This is a genomic window from Lascolabacillus massiliensis, from assembly GCF_001282625.1.
GTDB lineage: Bacteria > Bacteroidota > Bacteroidia > Bacteroidales > Dysgonomonadaceae > Proteiniphilum > Proteiniphilum massiliensis.
The window spans coordinates 57296-77381 of the sequence record NZ_CTEJ01000002.1 but is presented as its reverse complement, the minus strand read 5'-3'; the positions used below and the strand labels follow the sequence as shown (position 1 = coordinate 77381).

The 20086-nt window shown below is 34.3% G+C and carries 19 protein-coding genes; 10 read left to right on the top strand and 9 right to left on the bottom strand.

The annotated features are described in order from the left end of the window. Window position 1 precedes the first annotated feature (1 nt). A complete protein-coding gene (gene porT, locus BN1354_RS05050; protein ID WP_053826442.1) occupies window positions 2-706 on the bottom strand; it encodes a type IX secretion/gliding motility protein PorT/SprT in 705 nt (234 codons plus the stop codon). 201 nt (window positions 707-907) lie between these two features. On the opposite strand from porT, the gene BN1354_RS11820 reads away from it, so the two are divergent. Next, window positions 908-1075, top strand: coding sequence for a DUF362 domain-containing protein (locus tag BN1354_RS11820; protein ID WP_074010733.1), 168 nt, complete (start codon window positions 908-910; stop codon window positions 1073-1075). Between the two features lie 135 nt (window positions 1076-1210). Here BN1354_RS11820 and gap read toward each other — a convergent pair whose 3' ends face one another. Both gap and BN1354_RS05040 read right to left on the bottom strand, forming a co-directional pair. Next, on the bottom strand, window positions 1211-2215 hold the full coding sequence (gene gap / locus BN1354_RS05045) for a type I glyceraldehyde-3-phosphate dehydrogenase (protein ID WP_045089442.1): 1005 nt from the start codon (window positions 2213-2215) through the stop codon (window positions 1211-1213). A gap of 117 nt (window positions 2216-2332) precedes the next feature. After that, window positions 2333-2803 carry a GNAT family N-acetyltransferase gene (locus BN1354_RS05040; protein WP_197271998.1) on the bottom strand — a complete coding sequence of 157 codons (471 nt, stop codon included), beginning with the start codon at window positions 2801-2803 and terminating at the stop codon, window positions 2333-2335. A gap of 405 nt (window positions 2804-3208) precedes the next feature. Between BN1354_RS05040 and ettA the strand changes: the two genes are divergently transcribed. The 6 genes from ettA (at window position 3209) to BN1354_RS05010 (ending at window position 13343) form a co-directional block, all read left to right on the top strand. Then, a complete protein-coding gene (ettA, locus tag BN1354_RS05035; RefSeq protein WP_053826440.1) occupies window positions 3209-4888 on the top strand; it encodes an energy-dependent translational throttle protein EttA in 1680 nt (559 codons plus the stop codon). 28 nt (window positions 4889-4916) lie between these two features. Next, window positions 4917-6530 carry a DUF5686 family protein gene (locus tag BN1354_RS05030; protein ID WP_045089444.1) on the top strand — a complete coding sequence of 538 codons (1614 nt, stop codon included), beginning with the start codon at window positions 4917-4919 and terminating at the stop codon, window positions 6528-6530. A gap of 153 nt (window positions 6531-6683) precedes the next feature. After that, on the top strand, window positions 6684-8804 hold the full coding sequence (locus tag BN1354_RS05025) for an FUSC family membrane protein (RefSeq protein ID WP_053826439.1): 2121 nt from the start codon (window positions 6684-6686) through the stop codon (window positions 8802-8804). 235 nt (window positions 8805-9039) lie between these two features. Beyond that, on the top strand, window positions 9040-10056 hold the full coding sequence (tsaD, locus tag BN1354_RS05020) for a tRNA (adenosine(37)-N6)-threonylcarbamoyltransferase complex transferase subunit TsaD (protein ID WP_045089446.1): 1017 nt from the start codon (window positions 9040-9042) through the stop codon (window positions 10054-10056). Window positions 10057-10216: 160 nt separating this feature from the next. Then, the gene (locus BN1354_RS05015) at window positions 10217-11887 is read left to right on the top strand and encodes a glutamine--tRNA ligase/YqeY domain fusion protein (RefSeq protein ID WP_045089447.1); all 1671 of its coding nucleotides are present in this window, start codon (window positions 10217-10219) and stop codon (window positions 11885-11887) included. Between the two features lie 16 nt (window positions 11888-11903). Next, window positions 11904-13343: a tetratricopeptide repeat protein gene (locus BN1354_RS05010; protein WP_045089448.1), complete on the top strand. Its 1440-nt coding sequence runs from the start codon at window positions 11904-11906 to the stop codon at window positions 13341-13343. A gap of 63 nt (window positions 13344-13406) precedes the next feature. Here BN1354_RS05010 and BN1354_RS05005 read toward each other — a convergent pair whose 3' ends face one another. Beyond that, complete coding sequence (locus BN1354_RS05005) at window positions 13407-14156, bottom strand: hypothetical protein (RefSeq protein ID WP_045089449.1); 750 nt, start codon at window positions 14154-14156, stop codon at window positions 13407-13409. A gap of 265 nt (window positions 14157-14421) precedes the next feature. Here BN1354_RS05005 and BN1354_RS05000 point away from each other — a divergent pair, with 265 nt between their 5' ends. From BN1354_RS05000 to BN1354_RS04990, 3 genes are all read left to right on the top strand, one after another. Beyond that, on the top strand, window positions 14422-15162 hold the full coding sequence (locus BN1354_RS05000; RefSeq protein ID WP_053826438.1) for a NigD1/NigD2 family lipoprotein: 741 nt from the start codon (window positions 14422-14424) through the stop codon (window positions 15160-15162). A gap of 138 nt (window positions 15163-15300) precedes the next feature. After that, window positions 15301-15888 carry an RNA polymerase sigma factor gene (locus tag BN1354_RS04995; protein ID WP_045089451.1) on the top strand — a complete coding sequence of 196 codons (588 nt, stop codon included), beginning with the start codon at window positions 15301-15303 and terminating at the stop codon, window positions 15886-15888. Then, window positions 15866-17137, top strand: coding sequence for an outer membrane beta-barrel protein (locus tag BN1354_RS04990; protein ID WP_053826437.1), 1272 nt, complete (start codon window positions 15866-15868; stop codon window positions 17135-17137). The genes BN1354_RS04995 and BN1354_RS04990 overlap by 23 nt, the downstream gene beginning before the upstream one ends. A 2-nt stretch (window positions 17138-17139) precedes the next feature. On the opposite strand, the gene BN1354_RS04985 is transcribed toward BN1354_RS04990, so the two are convergent. The 5 genes from BN1354_RS04985 to BN1354_RS04965 all read right to left on the bottom strand — a co-directional run bounded on the left by BN1354_RS04985 (window position 17140) and on the right by BN1354_RS04965 (window position 20031). After that, window positions 17140-17436 (bottom strand): chaperone modulator CbpM, encoded by a 297-nt coding sequence (locus BN1354_RS04985; RefSeq protein ID WP_052673126.1) that lies wholly within the window; start codon window positions 17434-17436, stop codon window positions 17140-17142. After that, a complete protein-coding gene (locus BN1354_RS04980; protein ID WP_045089453.1) occupies window positions 17433-18365 on the bottom strand; it encodes a DnaJ C-terminal domain-containing protein in 933 nt (310 codons plus the stop codon). The genes BN1354_RS04985 and BN1354_RS04980 overlap by 4 nt, the downstream gene beginning before the upstream one ends. Before the next feature lie 23 nt (window positions 18366-18388). Next, entirely contained in the window at window positions 18389-19141 is a 753-nt protein-coding gene (rluF, locus tag BN1354_RS04975; protein WP_045090863.1) for a 23S rRNA pseudouridine(2604) synthase RluF, read from the bottom strand. 61 nt (window positions 19142-19202) lie between these two features. Further along, window positions 19203-19760, bottom strand: coding sequence for a GNAT family N-acetyltransferase (locus BN1354_RS04970; RefSeq protein WP_053826436.1), 558 nt, complete (start codon window positions 19758-19760; stop codon window positions 19203-19205). 55 nt (window positions 19761-19815) lie between these two features. Then, complete coding sequence (locus BN1354_RS04965; protein ID WP_053826435.1) at window positions 19816-20031, bottom strand: hypothetical protein; 216 nt, start codon at window positions 20029-20031, stop codon at window positions 19816-19818. Between the last annotated feature and the right edge of the window lie 55 nt (window positions 20032-20086).

The window sequence follows — 20086 nt, the reverse complement described above, 5'->3', positions numbered from 1 at the left end:
TTTATTCAAAATTTAAACAAAGTGTTATCATTCTGCTTTTGGCCATAGAAATTGCATTAGCATACTTAAGCAGTTCTTGATCCTTTAGATCACTCCTCTCTTTATCCAGAATATCTATTAATCCGAAGCTAAATTTTAATTCCGGTGCAAGTTTGAACATGGGTAAATATAGATCACAACCCGTGCCAATTTCAATTCCAAAATCATTTTGTTTCAGTAAAATAGCAAGACCTTTATTACGTGACAATTCTATATTGCTATATCCACCTATAAGCAAATAAGGACGGAAATTATCAGTTCTTCGTGCTGATATTTTAATCTGAGCCGGAATTGAAATATAGTTGTTTCTAATTCTAGTACTGAACTCTTTACCTGAAATCTGCTCTTTAAATATGAATAGTTTATCACCTAAATGTAAAGTTGGTAATATCCTAAAGTTAAGGTAATTACTTATATAAATATCACCTATTAACCCAACAGCAAATCCTGGCGAGTATTTAGGAATCTCAGCAAACCACATTTCTCCATTATCATTAATGTTACCTGAATGTGTCAGTATCAGATCCTGAGCATTCAAGCCAATAGTGAAACCAAGATGAAAAATTCTCCTGTCTGTATAAGGTAGATTTTGAAGTTTTCGGTACTGTGCATTGACACTTAAAGAAAGTGACAGTAACAATAAAATGGTTGCAATTTTAGTATTCATAGTGTTTAAACGATTTAGACTAAAAGATATTGTATTTTTTATATGGATACTTTATTCTAACAGATAAACTTAATATTCAATTGTAGTTATTGAGACCAGTTACAAATAACATAAAATAAATCATAAACATTTCTCTGATTAAATAAAAACAGTAACTTTGCAGAATATAAATTATTTTAATAACTAAACTTTTTATTTATTATGGCTTACGTAATAGACGACACTTGTATTGCTTGTGGAACATGTATCGATGAATGCCCCGTAGATGCAATCTCTGAAGGCGATATTTATGTAATCGACGCAGAAGTATGCACAGATTGTGGCGCTTGCGCTGATGTTTGTCCCACCGAGTCAATTCACCCGGCATAGATTACAAGTATTTAGAAATGAAGAAGCCGGTCATTGCTTGACCGGCTTCTTCATTTCTAAGGTAAATCACCTGAATAGATTACAAAAAAACTCCCTCGTAAGAGGGAGTTTTTAATTTATATAATCTTGTTATACTTATGCGTTAACAGAATTCATATGCGCGATAAGATCAAGCAGTTTTACTGAGAAAGCCCATTCGTTATCATACCATGAAAGTACCTTAACGAAGTTAGGACTCAACTGAATACCACCTTTTTCATCAAAGATTGAAGTGTGAGGATTACCAATGAAGTCGCTTGAAACAACTGCATCACTAGTATAACCAAGAACACCTTTCAATTCCCCTTCTGAAGCTTCTTTCATTGCAGCGCAAATTTCTTCATAAGTAGTCTCTTTTTCAAGACGAGCTGTAAGGTCTACAACAGAAACGTTAAGAGTAGGAACGCGAAGTGACATACCTGTAAGTTTGCCATTTAGTTCTGGTATAACTTTACCTACAGCTTTTGCAGCACCTGTAGAAGAAGGAATAATGTTGCCAGAAGCAGCGCGACCACCTCTCCAGTCTTTTGCTGAAGGACCATCAACTGTTTTCTGAGTTGCAGTTGTTGAGTGTACTGTTGTCATTAATGCTTCAACAATACCGAATTTATCGTGTAAAACTTTTGCGATTGGAGCAAGACAGTTAGTAGTACATGATGCGTTAGATACAAACTGTTCACCTTTAGTGTAAGTTTTGTGGTTTACACCAACTACAAACATACGAGTGTCGTCTTTTGAAGGACCTGACATTACAACATATTTTGCTCCTGCATCGATATGAGCCTGAGCTTTATCTTTTGATAGGAAAAGACCTGTAGATTCAACAACATACTCAGCACCAATAGCATCCCACTTAAGATCGGCTGGGTTTCTTTCTGAAGTTACACGGATTTCGTTACCGTTTACAATAAGTTTACCGTCTTTAACATCGATAGTTCCGTTAAATTTACCATGAATTGTGTCATACTTTAACATATATGCAATGTAATCCACATCTAGTAAATCGTTTATACCCACTACCTGGATATCATTTCTTTCTTGAGAAGCACGGAAAACTAAGCGTCCGATGCGACCGAATCCGTTAATACCTACTTTAATCATACTTTATTGAATTTATTTGTTAAAAGTGTTCTATTTTAAACCCTAAAATCTAATCGAGTTACAAAAATACAATTTCTTTTCTTTTGAATAAAATATTTTATATCAAAAATCTGAAAATTATAGTGCTAACCTCATCATTATACTTTCTCCTTCAATATCTTTTTCATATTTATAACCAAATCGATTATGTAACCTTATAGAGTTTCGGTTCTCTTTTAACATCTTGGAGTATATGGATTCAAGTCCTAAAGTTCTTGCATATTCGTGAATCATATTCATAACATCTACAGCAACTCCTTTTCCCCAATATTCTTTATTACCTATATAACCAAATATCTCTGCGTCTTTCTCCCCAATATTTTTAAGACCGCCTATAACTATTGGCTCTCCATTATGCCAACCTACAGTAATCCAGTAGTCTTTTCGATTCTTAATACTTTCAAACCATTTTTTTTGTTCATCCTTAGAGAAATCGGGTGTTATTGTAAGTCTCTTTATTTCAGGGTCATTAAGCCATTCCCAGGATTTTTCAAGAGCTACTTCATCCATTTCTCTCATATCCAGGTTTACAATTCGTCTGAATTCCATTTTTTTTGAATTTATTAAATTAAAATATTGATATATGCAAAATATAAACAAATAGTATTCATTTTTGTTGAAAATCATATAGCTATTACTACCACTTTTTCGATTCTTAAACTTAAACATAAGTCTCATTTAGAAACTAACATTTGTCTTTTCAAATTTATAAAGTGTAAAGTGCACTGAGTTTTATCTTAATCTAGGTTGAGAAACTTAATATTATTATGGGATTAAATATTTGATTGTTATAGACAGAATATTTCACTTAGTGTTCTTGAAATTATAGTCTTTCTTGTTTATGTATAGCTTATGTAAATGTATTAACTTCCTGACGAATCACTAAATTTAATTATCTTTGTACTCCAATTTTATACAATCAAATTTCACTAGAACAAATATTTAAATTCATATATGGCTGACGATAAAAAGATTATTTTTTCGATGGTGGGGGTGAGTAAAACATTTCCGCCACACAAGCAAGTACTTAAGGATATTTACCTTTCGTTTTACTATGGTGCCAAAATTGGTATAATTGGTTTAAATGGATCAGGTAAATCAACACTTTTAAAGATTATAGCTGGTATTGAAAAGGAATATCAGGGTGATGTAGTTTCTGATAAAAGCTTTACTGTAGGCTATCTTGAGCAAGATCCTAAACTTGATCCTGACAAAACAGTAATAGATGTAGTTCGCGAAGGAGTGAAACCAGTTATGGATTTACTTACAGAGTATGAGGATATAAATCTGAAGTTTGGTTTACCGGAATATTACGAGGATGAAGAAAAGATGAATGGGCTGTTTGCTCGCCAGGCTGAACTACAAGATAAACTTGATGCTTGTGATGCATGGAATATTGACAACCGACTGGAGCGTGCAATGGATGCTTTACGTTGTCCACCCGAAGATCAGTCTATAAGTGAACTTTCCGGTGGAGAACGTCGCCGTGTAGCTCTTTGTCGCCTATTACTTCAGGAACCTGATGTATTGCTACTCGATGAGCCTACAAACCATTTGGATGCTGAGTCAATCGACTGGCTCGAACAGCACTTACAACAGTATAGAGGTACAGTTATCTGTATAACACACGACCGCTATTTTCTCGATCATGTGGCTGGGTGGATCCTGGAATTAGATAGAGGTGAAGGTATTCCCTGGAAAGGTAATTACACCTCATGGCTTGAACAGAAAACAAAAAGAATGGAGCAGGAGGAAAAACAGGCCAGTAAACGAAGGAAAACATTAGAGCGAGAACTTGAGTGGATTAATCTGGCTCCAAAAGCACGTCATGCGAAGGGTAAAGCACGTATTAATTCTTATGAACAGATGCTTAATCAAGATCAGAAGGAACGTGAAGAAAAGCTAGAGATTTTTATTCCGAACGGACCGCGATTGGGTAATAAAGTTATAGAAGCTCATGGTGTATCTAAAGCATTTGGTGATAAGCTATTATTTGATAATCTTAACTTTATGTTACCTCCTAACGGTATTGTAGGAGTTATCGGTCCTAACGGTGCAGGTAAAACTACACTTTTCCGCTTAATTCAGGGTATGGAAAAGCCTGATGCAGGTAAATTCGAGGTGGGAGAGACTGTTGTTACTGCCTACGTAGATCAAGCTCATGAGGCTATTGATCCAAATAAGACTGTTTATCAAGTAGTATCTGGTGGATCTGATTTCGTGAGAGTAGGAGGAAGAGATATAAATTCAAGAGCATATTTGGCTCGTTTTAACTTCTCCGGAGCAGATCAGGAAAAACTTTGTGGTGTTCTTTCAGGAGGTGAAAGAAATAGGCTGCATCTGGCACTTACACTTAAAGCTGGTGCTAACGTTTTGTTGCTTGACGAACCTACAAATGATATTGATGTGAATACTTTGCGTGCATTGGAAGAAGGACTCGAGAATTTTGCAGGTTGTGCAGTTGTAATTTCTCACGACAGATGGTTTCTTGATAGAATATGTACTCATATACTTGCATTCGAAGGTAACTCAGAAGTATTCTTCTTCGAAGGAACTTACAGTGAGTATGAGGAAAACAAGAAAATGAGATTAGGTAATTCAGAGCCTAAGAGGGTAAGATACAGAAAATTGTAATGAATTAAAAAACTGAAATAGAATCAGTATGCCAAAAATAAGAATATTAGTGTATGTTTTGACTTGTGTTTTGAGCTATTCGGTTTATGGTCAGAATATTATGATAAAAGGCAAGGTGTTGGATGCTAAATATAAGACACCAGTACCATACGCAGCTATTTATATTCATAATACACCAAATGGTACAATTTCTGATAATGTAGGGGAGTTCTCTTTCGAGGCTCCCATTTCATTAAAAGAGAGTACACTTGTTATTGCCAGACAAAAATATAAACTTCAGTATATTGAACTTGTTAATCAATTGAATTCTGATTTTTTAGTTTTTCTGGAACCAGACAATTTTGAGTTATTATCTAAGAATCTTCAAGATAGTTTAAATGATAGGTCAAATAAAATAGCTAATACTATTAACAGTTTGGCAAATTTTGTGAAGGATGACTGGATTCCACTTGGTAATCCAGAGTCATATAAGTTTGATTTTGGACGTATACAAACATTGCCTACATATAACCCTATAGAAGGATTACGTCTGAGGATGGGTATTGCATCTAATGGAAGACTAAGCCCTAACATTTTTATAAATAGTTATATTGCATACGGGTTAAAGGATCATAAATGGAAATACAGAGGTGAATTATCATATTCTTTTGATAAGAAAGCCTATCACGAAAATGAGTTCCCAAAGAATAAAGTATCTCTGGTATATGAAAATGATATATATTCTCCCGGTGAAATGCATCCTCTCTCACCTAATAACATGCTTTTAATTACATTTAGAAGATCTGAGAATGAAGCTACTTATCGCAATTTTGGTGAGATTTATTATGAGAGAGAATATAAAAATGGAATATCGCATACATTCAATATTAGAAAATCAAGACTAGTTCCTCAAGGAAATTTAAGATTCGAGCAGTTAACAAGTGATATAACTTCACCTAATGGTGAACTAAGAAGTATAGATAATCAACTTAATACTTTAGAGGCAGGAGTCCATTTCAGATATTCAGCAAGAGAAGCATACGAACAGCAGAAAAGGAGAAGGAGGCCAATAGAGATGGAGAGTCCTGTTTTCTTTCTTTCTCACTCGGTAGGAACATATGAGCAATTTAACAAAACTCATAATTATCATCGCTCTGAGCTCTCAATACAAAAACGTTTTCAAATGGGTTCTGCAGGTAGAGTTGATGCTGTGGGTGAAGTAATGAAAGTGTGGAATAGCGTACCTTTTCCTCTTTTGGTTTATCCAAACCAAAGAATAAGGCATCATATTGAGAATAATGCGTTCTTTTTGAATCGAGCTCTGGAATTTGTTGCTGATGAGCAATATACAATGAGGTTTACTTTTGTGGGAGATGACCTGTTATTATCAAAGGTACCAATATTAGATAAGTTTAGTATGAAAGAATTAATGACAGTTCGTGCATCATATGGTAAACTTAATGATAGAAATAGGCCTACTAGTGGTGCTTTATATGATTTTCCTGAGAGATCATTCGAGTATGGCTCTGTGCCTTATATTGAGGGAGCAATCGGTGTTACAAATATTCTTGGATTAGTACGTATAGAATATGTTCACAGATTTACATACAGAGACCATCCTGAGGCCTTGCTAGGTAAAATCAGATTCGACGTAACATTATAATTCATTGTTCAATAGCTGAATTGATAATAATTTTGACATACTATAAATATTAACAATTCAAATGTCTAAGTTTAATGTGAATAATTCATATTTCTTAAATATTACTTACATTATAACGACTATTACAATTTAATCGAATATCGACAACTTTTTATGATGAGCCTCATAAAAGAAATAAAGAATAGTATCATTGAAGTTTGGATTAATATTTTCTGGAAAAGTCCGAATCATCTGTGGGCTCTGAAAGTTAGCATTTCAATTGCTGCTCTGTTAGTTCCTTCTATACTCATTTTTCAGGATTCTTTTATTGCAACTACCCTAGCTTTAGGAGTTGTTGCTATGGCACTTGGTGAAACAGATGTTCATCCCAGGGGAAGATTAAAATCAGCATCTATTTCACTAATATTGTTTTTTATAACAAGTAGTTTTGTTGAATTGTTTTTTGAGACTCCTGTATATTTCAGCTTGATAATCCTGTGCTCAGCTTTTTCATTGACTATTGCAGGAGGCTTAAATTCCAGAATGCAAGGAGTTACCTTTGGGACTCTTCTTATTTTTGTTTACACGATGTTAGGGGCTGATACTACTGAAATTTGGATCTATCAACCCATACTTTATACAATTGGTGCATTTGCTTATTCAGTTGTTTCGATACTTCTTTTGTACCAAAAGCCTTATCGTTTACTTAAAGAGCAGCTTGCAAGAGGGTTTCATTATCTTGGAGAATATATCGACTTAAAAGCGAGCTTGTTCCCAAGTGATCCGCAATCACAGACACCTATTAGAAATCAGCTTGCACAAAAAAACATTGATTTAGCTCAGCAAATCGAGAGTTGTAAGAATAATCTTTATAGTTATTCTCAGGAGAGTGGAGAAGATTGCCGCTCTGTGGTCAATGAATACTATAAAAAATGGTTTCTGCTGCAAGAGATGCAGGAAAGAGCAATTTCTAGTCATGAACAATATGATTTACTTAGTCGTGAGGTTAAAAATATAGAGCTTATAGAAGGATATGGGCAATTGATGAGAGAACTTGCAAGAGCGATGCATATTTATGCTGATTCACTTTTAACCGGACAGGATTATAAACATCCTCTTTCTCTGCAATGGACACTAAATGCAGTACAAAAGATGCTGGAAGAGGAAAAGGGTGAGCCGCATTACCTTACACTTTCTCTACTATATCGCAATTTATCAGGACTGGAGAGAAACCTGAGAGAGGAGGCGACCATAATTGCTCAGATTGATGTAACTGTTTTTAATAGTCGAAAACCTGAGAGAAATAACTTATCAGCTCTAATTAATCCAGAGCATCCACGTTTTAAATCAGCTTTGCGGCTAACAATTAGTTGGTTATTGGGTTACCTAATAATTCAATTGTTACATATCGATAAAGGTGCGTGGATTTTGCTTACATCACTGATAGTTTTTCAGCAAACTTATAGTGCAACCAGGATGCGACTTTTTAAACGTGTCTTTGGCACCCTGATTGGAGTAATAATGGGAGCTACTTTATCTCAGTTATTGCCTACGATTTCAGGTCAGATTTTACTACTTATAACATCAATTTATCTATTCTTCTATTGGTTAAAAAAGAATTATGTAGTTGCAGCTGCATTTATTACAATATATGTGCTGGCATCATTTAATCTAAATGACAGTCAGGGTCTTATAGTTATGTTGCCAAGGATTACAGATACACTAATAGGAGGAATAATAGCCTATCTTGTGGTTAGGTTTGTATGGCCAGACTGGCAGTATAAACAGTTGCCTAAGCTAATGTATAACGCTGTTTATAAAAATAAGCGCTACTTCGAGAGTATATATAAAGGGTCCGTTTCTGAGGAGGATTATCTTCACAACAGGCGCACAGCTTATAATGCAGACAATTCACTAACAGCTGCCTGGAAAGGTATGCGGCTTGAACCACGTAAGACACGTGTGTTTCAGGAAAGTGCATTTAATCTTACAAATCTAAATCATGCTTTACTCTCGTATATTTCAGCTTTTGGAGTTCATAAATATACTGAAAAATTAACGGTTGAGGAGCAAACCTTCTGCGAATCTGTGAGTTATATCCTTCAGTTTGTTGTCGATCTTATGAAAGGTGATGCAGATATTTCGCAGCTTAATGGTTTAATAACTTCAACAGCTTATTGGGATGAGGAACTTGAAAAAATGCAGATGAAACATGAAAATAAAAGAGCTGCACTAATTTATAATATTGCACATGTTACTCGACAATTGCTTATAGAATCGAAAGAGATAGTTTAATGTAGTTTCTACAGAAGAGATTGTTAATACTATTAGATTTAACTGTGAAGTCCACTCTATTTAAAAAGAATTCTTTTTTATATTATCTTTGTACAATATTATTTTCACTCTTTTACGATAAGTTTGATAAACAGAAAAGATGTTGATATTATAAAAAGTCTGTATAAAATAATAAAGAATATTATAAAAGGCCACTAATAAGACTGAAAATAGGAATATAAACGTTTGTAAAATAATGATTACAATATTAGGTATAGAATCTTCATGTGATGATACATCAGCTGCAGTAATTCGTGATGGAGTCATACTATCTAACGTAATTGCCGGTCAGGCTGTACATGAACGTTATGGAGGAGTTGTTCCTGAACTTGCTTCTCGAGCTCATCAACAAAATATAATTCCTGTTGTGCATGATGCTTTAAAGCAAGCTGGGGTTTTAAAAGAAGAAATTTCTGCAGTTGCTTTTACGAGGGGACCTGGTTTACTTGGATCTCTACTGGTTGGTACATCCTTTGCAAAAGGTTTCTCTTCTGCACTAAATATACCAATGATAGAGGTTAATCATCTGCAGGCCCATGTTTTAGCTCATTTCATCAAAGAGGATAAAGATGATTTAAACCAACCTGCATTTCCTTTTTTATGTCTTTTAGTATCTGGCGGTAATTCACAAATAATCTTAGTGAAGAATTATGATAATATGGAAATTATTGGAAAAACTATTGACGATGCTGCCGGAGAAGCATTTGATAAGTGTGCTAAGGTTATGGGATTGGGTTATCCCGGAGGACCTGTAGTTGACAGACTAGCCAAAATGGGTAACTCTGATAAATATATATTTAGTAAACCCCGATTAGAAGGCTATGATTATAGTTTTAGTGGGCTAAAGACCTCTTTTTTATATTTTTTAAGAGATGAACTTAAGCAGGATAGTGACTTTATTGAGAAGAATAAAAACGACCTGTGTGCATCACTACAGAAAACAATTGTTGATATTCTGATGGATAAGCTTCTTAAAGCTTCAGAAGATTTAGGAATTAAAGAGGTTGCAGTTGCCGGCGGTGTATCGGCCAATTCCAGCCTACGCTCTGCTTTCGAAGAATATAGTTTTAAGTATGGTTGGAGGATTCATATTCCTAAATTTGCATATACTACTGACAATGCTGCTATGGTGGCTATATCAGGATATTACAAATATCTGGATAATGAATTTGCAAACCATGATGTAGCACCGTATGCAAGAGTTCTTATATGATTAGGTGTAAATACTATGGATGTATACTCAATTATTTTCAATAAAAACTTAGTATACAAAATAGAAAATTAAAAGCTATAAAAATATCAGTATTCTTATATATATATATATATATATACTCAAATATAGTTGATATAAAGAAAAATAATAAATTACAGTGATGGAGGAAAACAGGAAAAGTCTCAATTTTATTGAACAGATTGTAGAGAATGATTTGAAAGAGGGGAAAAACGATGGTAGAATTCAAACCCGTTTTCCGCCTGAGCCAAATGGGTATTTGCATATAGGCCATGCCAAAGCAATTTGTCTGGATTTTGGTATTGCTGAAAATTATGGAGGTATTTGTAATTTAAGATTTGATGATACTAATCCTGTAAAAGAGGATGTTGAGTATGTCGACTCCATAATGGAGGACATCAAATGGTTAGGTTTTCACTGGGAGAATGTATATTATGCTTCAGATTATTTTCAACAATTGTGGGATTTTGCTGTAAAATTGATAAAAGAGGGAAAAGCGTATGTGGATGAGCAAACTGCCGAAGAGATTGCAATTCAGAAAGGTACACCTACCATACCAGGTACTAATAGCCCTTTTCGCGATCGTCCAATTGAGGAGTCTCTTGAACTGTTTAATAAAATGAACAGTGGTGAAATCCCTGAAGGTAAGATGGTTTTACGCGCGAAGATTGATATGTCTTCCTCAAACATGCACTTCCGTGATCCAATCATTTATCGTGTAATCCATATACCGCATCACCGTACTGGAACTACCTGGAAGGCTTATCCAATGTATGACTTTGCACATGGGCAATCGGATTACTTTGAAGGGGTAACTCATTCACTTTGTACGCTGGAGTTCGAAGTTCACAGACCACTATATGATTGGTTTCTTGATCAACTGGCTGATACTGACTATCGTCCACGTCAGATTGAATTTAATCGACTGAACCTTACCTACACGATGATGAGTAAGAGGAAACTACTACAACTTGTGCAAGAGAAGATAGTTTCAGGATGGGATGATCCACGAATGCCCACAATAGCCGGTATGCGTCGCCGTGGTTATACTCCCCGGGCTATACGTAATTTTATTGATTCGATAGGGTACACAAAATATGATGGAATAAATGATATTTCACTTTTGGAATTTGCTGTTAGGGAGGACCTGAATGCTCATGTAACTCGTGTTTCAGGGGTTATTGATCCAATCAAACTAATAATCACCAATTACCCAGAGGGAAAGGTTGAAGAGATGAGTACTATCAATAATCCCGAAGATGAAAGTATGGGTAGTAGAAACCTAAAATTCTCACGTGAGCTATGGATTGAACGTGAGGATTTTATGGAAGATGCACCTAAGAAGTACTTCAGACTAACTCCAGGTAGCGAAGTAAGACTAAAAAGTGCATATATAGTAAAGTGTACTGGATGTAAAAAGGATGAGGAGGGTAACGTAATTGAAGTGTATGCTGAATACGATCCTGATACAAAAAGTGGAATGCCTGAAGCTAATAGAAGGGTTAAAGGTACAATTCACTGGATTTCAGTACCCCATGCCATGGATGCGGAAGTAAGACTATATGATCGTTTGTTTTTAGTTGAAGATCCGGCAGGAGAAAAAGATAAGGATTTTAAAGAATTATTGAATCCTGACTCACTTATTATCAAGAAAAATTGTAAGGTTGAAGAGTTTCTTAAAGATGCCAAACCAGGCGATAGTTTCCAATTTCAACGTATTGGTTACTTTAATGTTGATATTGAATCAACCCCTGATAATCTGGTTTTTAACCGTACTGTGGCACTAAGAGATTCATGGAAAAAGAGTAATTAATGTGTTTTTTTAAGTAATGGATAAAAACGATTTAGATATAACATCGCTAAAACAAAAGTATGAAAATATGCGAGCTCTCGGCAAGAAAGTTTATTTCGATGCCGATGAGTTTGCATTGCTTGCAGAATTCTATAATTCAGAAGCTAATAATGCTGAGGCAGAATCAATTATTGAAGAAGGTCTCACAATGCACCCCGGAAGCTCAGAACTTATGATTTTGAAGGCAAAACAGCTTGTCCGTTCGGGTAAATTTAAAGCAGCACTTAGTTTTATTAGACATATGTCCGACGATAATGATCTGGATGTTCCATTAATCAAAATAGAAGCATACCTTCATCTTTCACTTTTTGATGAAGCTGATAATCTTATAAATAATATTATAAACAAAGATCTTACTGAAGAGGATTATTACTATTTTGTTACTGAAGTTGGATTTTTTCATAACGATGTTGATAAGTTTGATAGTGCTATTACCTATCTCGAAGAGGGATTAAAAATTAACAACTCTAATATTGAAGTTATTGCTGATCTTGCTTATTCATACGAAATGAAGGGTGATTTCGATAAAGCAATTGAGTACAACAACAAATTGTTAGATTTAAATCCCTATTCATTTGATGCCTGGCTTAATTTAGGTAAACTGTACACAATTAATATGCAATATGATAAGTCGATAGATGCCTATGACTTTGCATTAACTATTAAGGAAGATGATGTAACAACATTGAAATTGAAAGCATTTGCACTACATTTAAATGATAATGTCGATGAATCCACTGCATTATTTAGAAAATGCCTTGCTATGAATCCCGAAGATGATTCAATATATGATTCATTACTGTGTTTAAAAGCTTTATCAAAACAATATGATGAAATGATGAATATTTTAGATATTAAAGAGGAGCAGATGGGTAGTGAAGGTATATTAATAAGACGTGCCATAGTTTATCTACACAAGGGTGATATTGAATCGGCTAAATCCCTTATTTCTCAAATACCTGACGATAAAAAAGATACTCCGGAGTATCATATGTTTGAAGGAGAACTGGCTTTTATTAGGGAGGACTTTGTTGCTGCTGAGGCATCATATATCAAAGCAGCATTGCTTTATGGGAGGAATGAGGGAGTTGAGGAAATTCTTGACAAACTCGCAAATATATGTATTGTTCAGGAAAAATATAAACAAGCAGCTATTTATCTTGAAGAGTTGTTGAGTATATCACCTGAATATTATACAGCAAAAGCCAGACTGGCCTTTGTTCGTTTTGAGATTGGCTCTAAAGAACCTTTTGAGAATATAATGCAGCAATTCTCTGATAATGAATTACGAGAATTGCTGGCTCTTTTTCTGGGAAGAGATACATCCGATTTTAACAAACTAAGTAGAGAAAGTATTATCACTCGCCTAAACGAAGCTCGTGAAAGTAGGATTCTATTCAAAAATTTAAAATATTAATCAACTTTACAGACTTTTGTAATTTCAAACATTTCTGAGGATTTAAAGGTTCCAATAAATTATTTACCTTATTCTGTATGTCAATGAAAGATTAACCATTGGCCACCAGTTTAAAATCTCCTCAGAAATGTTCAGGTTTATATCTTCAGAAAATCTATTTAACCAGTCATCATCCAGATTATCTATATTAGGACTTGTTAATGAATACTTTCCTTGATACACTAATCCTAATTCAAATTTAAATCCCACCTTATTACGAGGAATTGTTCTTCCCAATCCAATTCCCAAATATGGTTTAAACAAATTTCCTACTTTAAGTCTACCTTCAAAGCGTCCATCACTATAAGGCGTTATAATAATATCCTCATAAATAAGCACTGGGTTTTCTCCCAAAAACTCAGCCAGCACTCTGTAGTCTTTGACTAAACCATTTGTTGAAGCTCTGTTTTCACCAATATAAAAACCAGCTGTAATACAGAAAATGCCATAATCGACAGGGTAATAATCAACTAAAGTTTTTAAGTTAGGGAAAACTATATCTGTTTCCGTCAGTTCTGCCTGAGTACTTCCTTTATAGCCACTATACTCTACATTAACATCAAACTCCTTTGTATCATTGTTAATAAATTTGAAATAATCATATCCAATTCTAATTTTAAAGTTAGGGGAGAGAGAAGTTGCTCCTTGAATTCCTATACCATATAATCCGGCGTTAATTCCGGCAGCCCAACTTTCAAAAGGTACATTTTGTGCTTTTAAATTAAAAATTGCAATAACATATATAATTAATGAGCAGTAAAACTTTCTTCGCATAATTGATTTTTTATTGTATTTGTAATAGTTTCCTGTTTCAACAGGTTGGTAGCTTATTTTGTTTATAATTCTTTAACTTTTTTACATGCAAGATTATCACCACATCTCTATTTAAGAGTCAGCAACGAATTAATAAAGGGTTGTAATAATTATTGATATTATGATAATATCTTAAGTTCTTTAGAAATTCAAGAAATAGATTAGTAACGTTAAATGAGATAAAATAAGAAACATATTACTAGTAACTTTTAAAAACTACAATTTTATGAAAACAACCAAATTTCTTTTAGCATCACTTTTTGTTATGAGCATGATTATTTTACCTTCATGTCTTGATGATGATGATTATGACATGAGTCTAAGATATCCCAATGCCCTGGTAACAGTTAAAGAGACTGCTGATGATAAACTCTTCTTCCAATTGGATGATCAAACAACACTACTTCCGGTAAATATAAATACCCATCCATACGGAGGAAAGGAAGTGAGAGCATTAGTAAATTATAAAGAAGTTGATGTTCCAAGTGGTGATTTTGATAAAGCTGTACACGTAAACTGGATTGATAGTATAAGAACAAAACCAATGGCACCAAATTTAGGAGATCAAAACGATGAAAAGTATGGAAATGATCCCGTTGAAATAGTACGTGACTGGGTAACTATTGCCGAAGATGGATATCTTACTCTTCGCTTCAGAACATTATGGAGCAATATGGGTGTAACCCATCACGTAAACCTCATTCCTACTAACAACCCTGAAAACCCTTACGAGGTGGAGTTCAGGCATGATGCAAAAGGTGATGTTGGCGGTAGAATGGGAGATGGTTTAGTTGCATTTAAACTCGATGATCTGCCAGACACAGAAGGTGAGACAGTTAAATTAAAATTAATTTGGAATGCATTTAATGGCGTTACCAAATCAGTGGAATTTGATTATAAAACACGTACTGCAACTCCGGGTACAAATGCTATTGCAGAACAAAGAAATGTGATCCCCTTGAATTAATCACTCACGCAAATATTAATACAATGCTTTCTTTTCAATATTTCATTTAAAAGTGTAAGGTTGTACCTTTGCAAAAAGGTACAACCTTTTAAACAAAAAAGTAAAATTAAAATGGTAATGTCCAGACCTAATCTTTAAATGAGAAAAGACGAAAGCAGAGAGCGTGAGCTAATTCAGCAAATTGTGCATGGTGACAAAGTTGCTATGAAGATGTTCTATGATACCTATTCCGGCTATCTAACAGCTGTATGCGCTCGTTACATATCAGATAAAGAGGATATTAAAGATGTATTACAGGAGAGTTTTCTTAAAATATTCAGAGCAATACATAACTTTAAGTACAGAGGTATAGGATCTCTAAAAGCCTGGTCAGCACGTATCGTCGTGAATGAGTCTCTAAAATTTATCAGGGAAAACGATAAAATGCAGCTGATGAGTTTGAATGACTGGGATATACCTGATGATAATGATAACATTGAACCGGATTTTGAAGATATTCCAACAACTGCAATTCTTGAGATGATTAGTTCACTTCCTGTCGGTTATCGTACAGTCTTTAACCTGTATGTGTTTGAAGAGAAAAGTCATAAAGAGATAGCATCAATGTTGAATATTGCAGAGAATAGTTCCGCCTCACAGTTTCATAGAGCCAAGAGGTTGTTAGTTAAAGAGATAGAGAAGTATAGGTTAAATAAAGAGAATAATGAGCGATATTTGGCAAAATAAACTCCGCAATCGTATAAATTCTTACGAAGAGACTGCACCCGATGGTTTGTGGGAAGAATTGGAGCGACAAATTGATTCCGATATAATGTTGGGAGAGGAGGATATTTCCGAAAACTATATTTCTGGAAAAGTAATTAATATACAAAATAGGAAATTGCATAGATTACGGAGTATCAGTATAAGTGCAATCGCCGCAGCAGCAGTAGTTGTTCTGTTTTATCTACTGAATATTAAACAAGACAATACTATACATGAACCCATTTTAAAAGAAAACAACATAGATATAGAATTTGCAGATAAAAGTGAGTTAGATTTAAATAAAGAGGTACCTGATATTATACTCGCTAAAAATAATATTAAACCAAAAGTTACTTCAAGTAATATATTAACAACTTCTGAAAATAAATCTTCCGAAACTGAGATAAATAATGGTATTACATTATATAACGAAGATATAGTAACTGAAAGAGTTGATGAACCCGTTGTTATAGAAGAACAGGTAGTAAATGATATAAGTAAAGAAAATCTTGAAGATTGGAACGAATTACTGATAGCTTCATCAAGCAACATAGACAACTTAAAAAGATCCAGATGGCAAACAAATGTTTCCATCTCAAATACTTCTTCCGGATCATCAGAAACATTCCCCGGATATGGTACATTTGCTCTTAAAGAGACAGTTAATCAGCAGTATGCATTCCTTTCAGAGTATTCGCGTGAAGGTGCATACACCGATATAAAACATGAGCAACCAATCACTTTAGGTTTAACTCTAAGATATAATATAAATGACAAATGGAATATTACGAGTGGTATAACATACTCATTGTTGTCGTCTAAATTGCGATCCCAGGGTGAAAATTATTATTATGATGATAATCAGAAGTTGCACTATATTGGTGTGCCCTTAAACATAGCATACAACTTCTGGCAAAATAACAACTTTCTTGGTTACTTTACTGCAGGTGCACATATGCAAAAGAACGTTTGTGGCAGACTTGTCTCAAACTATTATATAGACAATCAGCTTGAGTCAACCACTTCAGAAAGAATCACGGAAAAAGAGTTGCAATGGTCAGTTAACTCTGCTGTAGGAATAGAATACAGAGTATCTGATTATCTGGGTTTATATGCTGAACCAGGAATAGATTATTACTTCAAGAACAGTAGTGAATTAAAAACAATATATAAAGACCGACCTTTTAGTTTTAATTTAAGAGTAGGCATCAGGTTTACTTTTAATGACTGAGGCTATAAAAGTGACTTATAAAAGGATAACTCATATTTTAGCTGTTCTATTTCTGTCTGAAGCTGTTTTACCTTGCTAAGCATGTTCTGCAGAGCATCTATACCCTCCACATTGATGTCCATATCATAATACCAACGAATGAATTGCTCCAGATCAGTTAATTCATCGTATTCTATAAAACGTTCATCTTCATGAACCACTACATGAATCAAGCCCATATTGTGTAATGAGTCTATAAATGAATCCTCCACATCGTATATTTTCAGGCATTCACTATATCGTAATCTTTTCTCACTCATGATCTTCTGATTTTTGATAATTGGGTAAATAGCTTTTTCTCTTCATCTGTAAGATGTTCCGGTATTTGTACCCTTAGAGTAACATATAAATCACCAAAACTGTTATCCCTTTTATATACTGGGAAACCCTTGCCTTTAAGTCTTAATTTTGAACCCGGTTGTGTACCAGGTTTAATCTGCATTTTAACCTGTCCGTCAAGAGTATTCACTGTTACATCACCACCCAAAACGACAGTATATAAGTCAACTGTAACATCAGTATAAATGTCATCACCAAGTCGTTTGAACCGAGTATCATCCTCAATTATGAATGTTATATAAAGATCGCCGTTTGGCCCACCTCCAATACCTTCCTGTCCATATCCTTTAAGTTTAATTTTCTGTCCATCCGATACTCCGGCAGGAATGGTTATTCGCACATTTTTACCATTAATAGTTAAGGTTTGCTGATGTGTATTCATTGCTTCCCGGAGAGTCAGTCTCAATTCAGCCTGATAGTCAGCTCCCTTATATCTGTTTCGTCTGCCAGAAGTTCTAGTGCGATTTGTAAAACCATATCCAAACATCGAATGAAAAAAATCTGAGAAGTCATCATCAGAGAAATCGCCTTCTGTATAAAATGTCTGACCTCCCTGATTACTCCATTGCTGATTGTTTCCCCACTGTTGTTGATATTGTTCCCTGGCTTTCTCGAACTCCTCTCCATGTTTCCAGTTTTCTCCATATTTATCATACTTAGCACGTTTATCGGGATCACTAAGTACTTCATTTGCTTCATTCAGCTCCTGAAATTTTCTGTGTGCTTCTTTATCATTAGGGTTCAGATCAGGGTGTAGCCTTCTCGCCAGTTTGCGATAAGCCTTTTTTATTTCATCTGCAGATGCATTCTTGTCAACCCCCAATATTTTATAATAATCAATGTAAGCCATATGATTAAAAGATATATTGAAAATTAAATCACTGTTGTCTTTGAAGAATGTCTAACCATTTTAAAAATACCATTGAGTTCTTTATCAGTTAAATGTCTCCATTTTCCGATTGGAACATCAAGGTTAATATTCATTATCCTGTATCTTTCCAGTTCAACCACCTCATTTCCCAGATATTCACACATACGTCGTATTTGTCTGTTAAGACCTTGAGTTAGGATTATTCTGAATGTAAACCTGTCTATTTGCTCCACCAAACATTTTTTTGTCAATGTTCCAAGAATTGGAACACCATTGCCCATTTTTTGAATAAATGTTTTAGTTATTGGATGCTTCACTTTTACCAGATACTCTTTTTCGTGATTATTTCCTGCACGAAGTATTTTATTAACGATATCACCATCACTAGTAAGTAAGATCAATCCCTGACTATCTTTATCCAGTCGTCCAATTGGAAATATTCTTTCTGGATAGTTAATGAAATCAATAATGTTATTTTTCTCCCTCCTTATATCTGTAGTGCATACAATTCCTCGTGGTTTGTTAAGTAATAAGTAAACATGCTTTTTTTTCTTTCCATCAACATCTACCTTAGGTGATATAAGTTTCCCGTTAAGTCTAACTTCATCATTATAAGAAACCTTGCTCCCCATCTCAGCAACAGTGCCATTTATAGTAACACGTCTCTGTTCAATCAGTTTGTCAGCTTCCCTTCGCGAACAGTAACCAATTTCACTAAAATATTTATTTATACGAATTAAATCCTTATTTTCCATCTTTATAAATGCACCGTTTAATTTATCTGCAAAGGTAACTGATAAATATATATGAGACACTCTAATTCTTATTTGTTCTTCGTCTGCAGTCCGACTTTAATTTACTATATATTTCTAAATCAACAAAATGACTCCCCGATAGCAATTCACCGTCCCTTTCAATACCTTCTAAAATAAAGTTTAGCCTTTTAGGAATATTACTACTTGGTATGTTTCCTACGGCACACTTTATTTGTATTTTATTTATATTAAGCGCTTTAAATGCAAAATTGCATAAAATATCAACCGATTTTGTCATTATGCCCTTTTTCTGATACTCTTCAGATAGCCAGTATCCAATTTCTGTTTTCCTATTAACTTTGTCTGTATCTTTGAATCCTATAATACCTGCAAAATGACCACAATACCTTATAGTAAAAACATATTCAAAGTGATCTGCATCAGCATTAATTACTGAGTTAACATACATTTCAGAGTCAGTTATACTCTTTGTTGATTCAACAAAAGGTAACCATTTGCCAAGATAGTTCCTTTGCGAATCGATAGTCTCAAAGATATCTTTGGCATCAGAAAATTTTAACTGTCTCAGTTCAATATCTTTATCAATTTTTAAAATCATAAAACTGTGGAATTTTAATCATAAATTTATAATATTATTTTGTATAGTAAACTGTTTAGTTTATCACTTTTTTAACGGATTTGCAATATGCTTCAATTACACTATTATTATTACTACCGGGCAATCGTACACCAATAACACATTTCGCTATATCCCATGCTTGTGATTGCATGGCACACATATGTTTTACTATATCAACCGGCTCTTTCAGATTATGAGTTAGTAGCAGATGATTATAAAGACGCAGGTTAAGTAGCTCTGAATTATTCATATGGACTCATTTTAAAGTTCAAAATTACAATATAATTCTTGCTTATTTTATATAT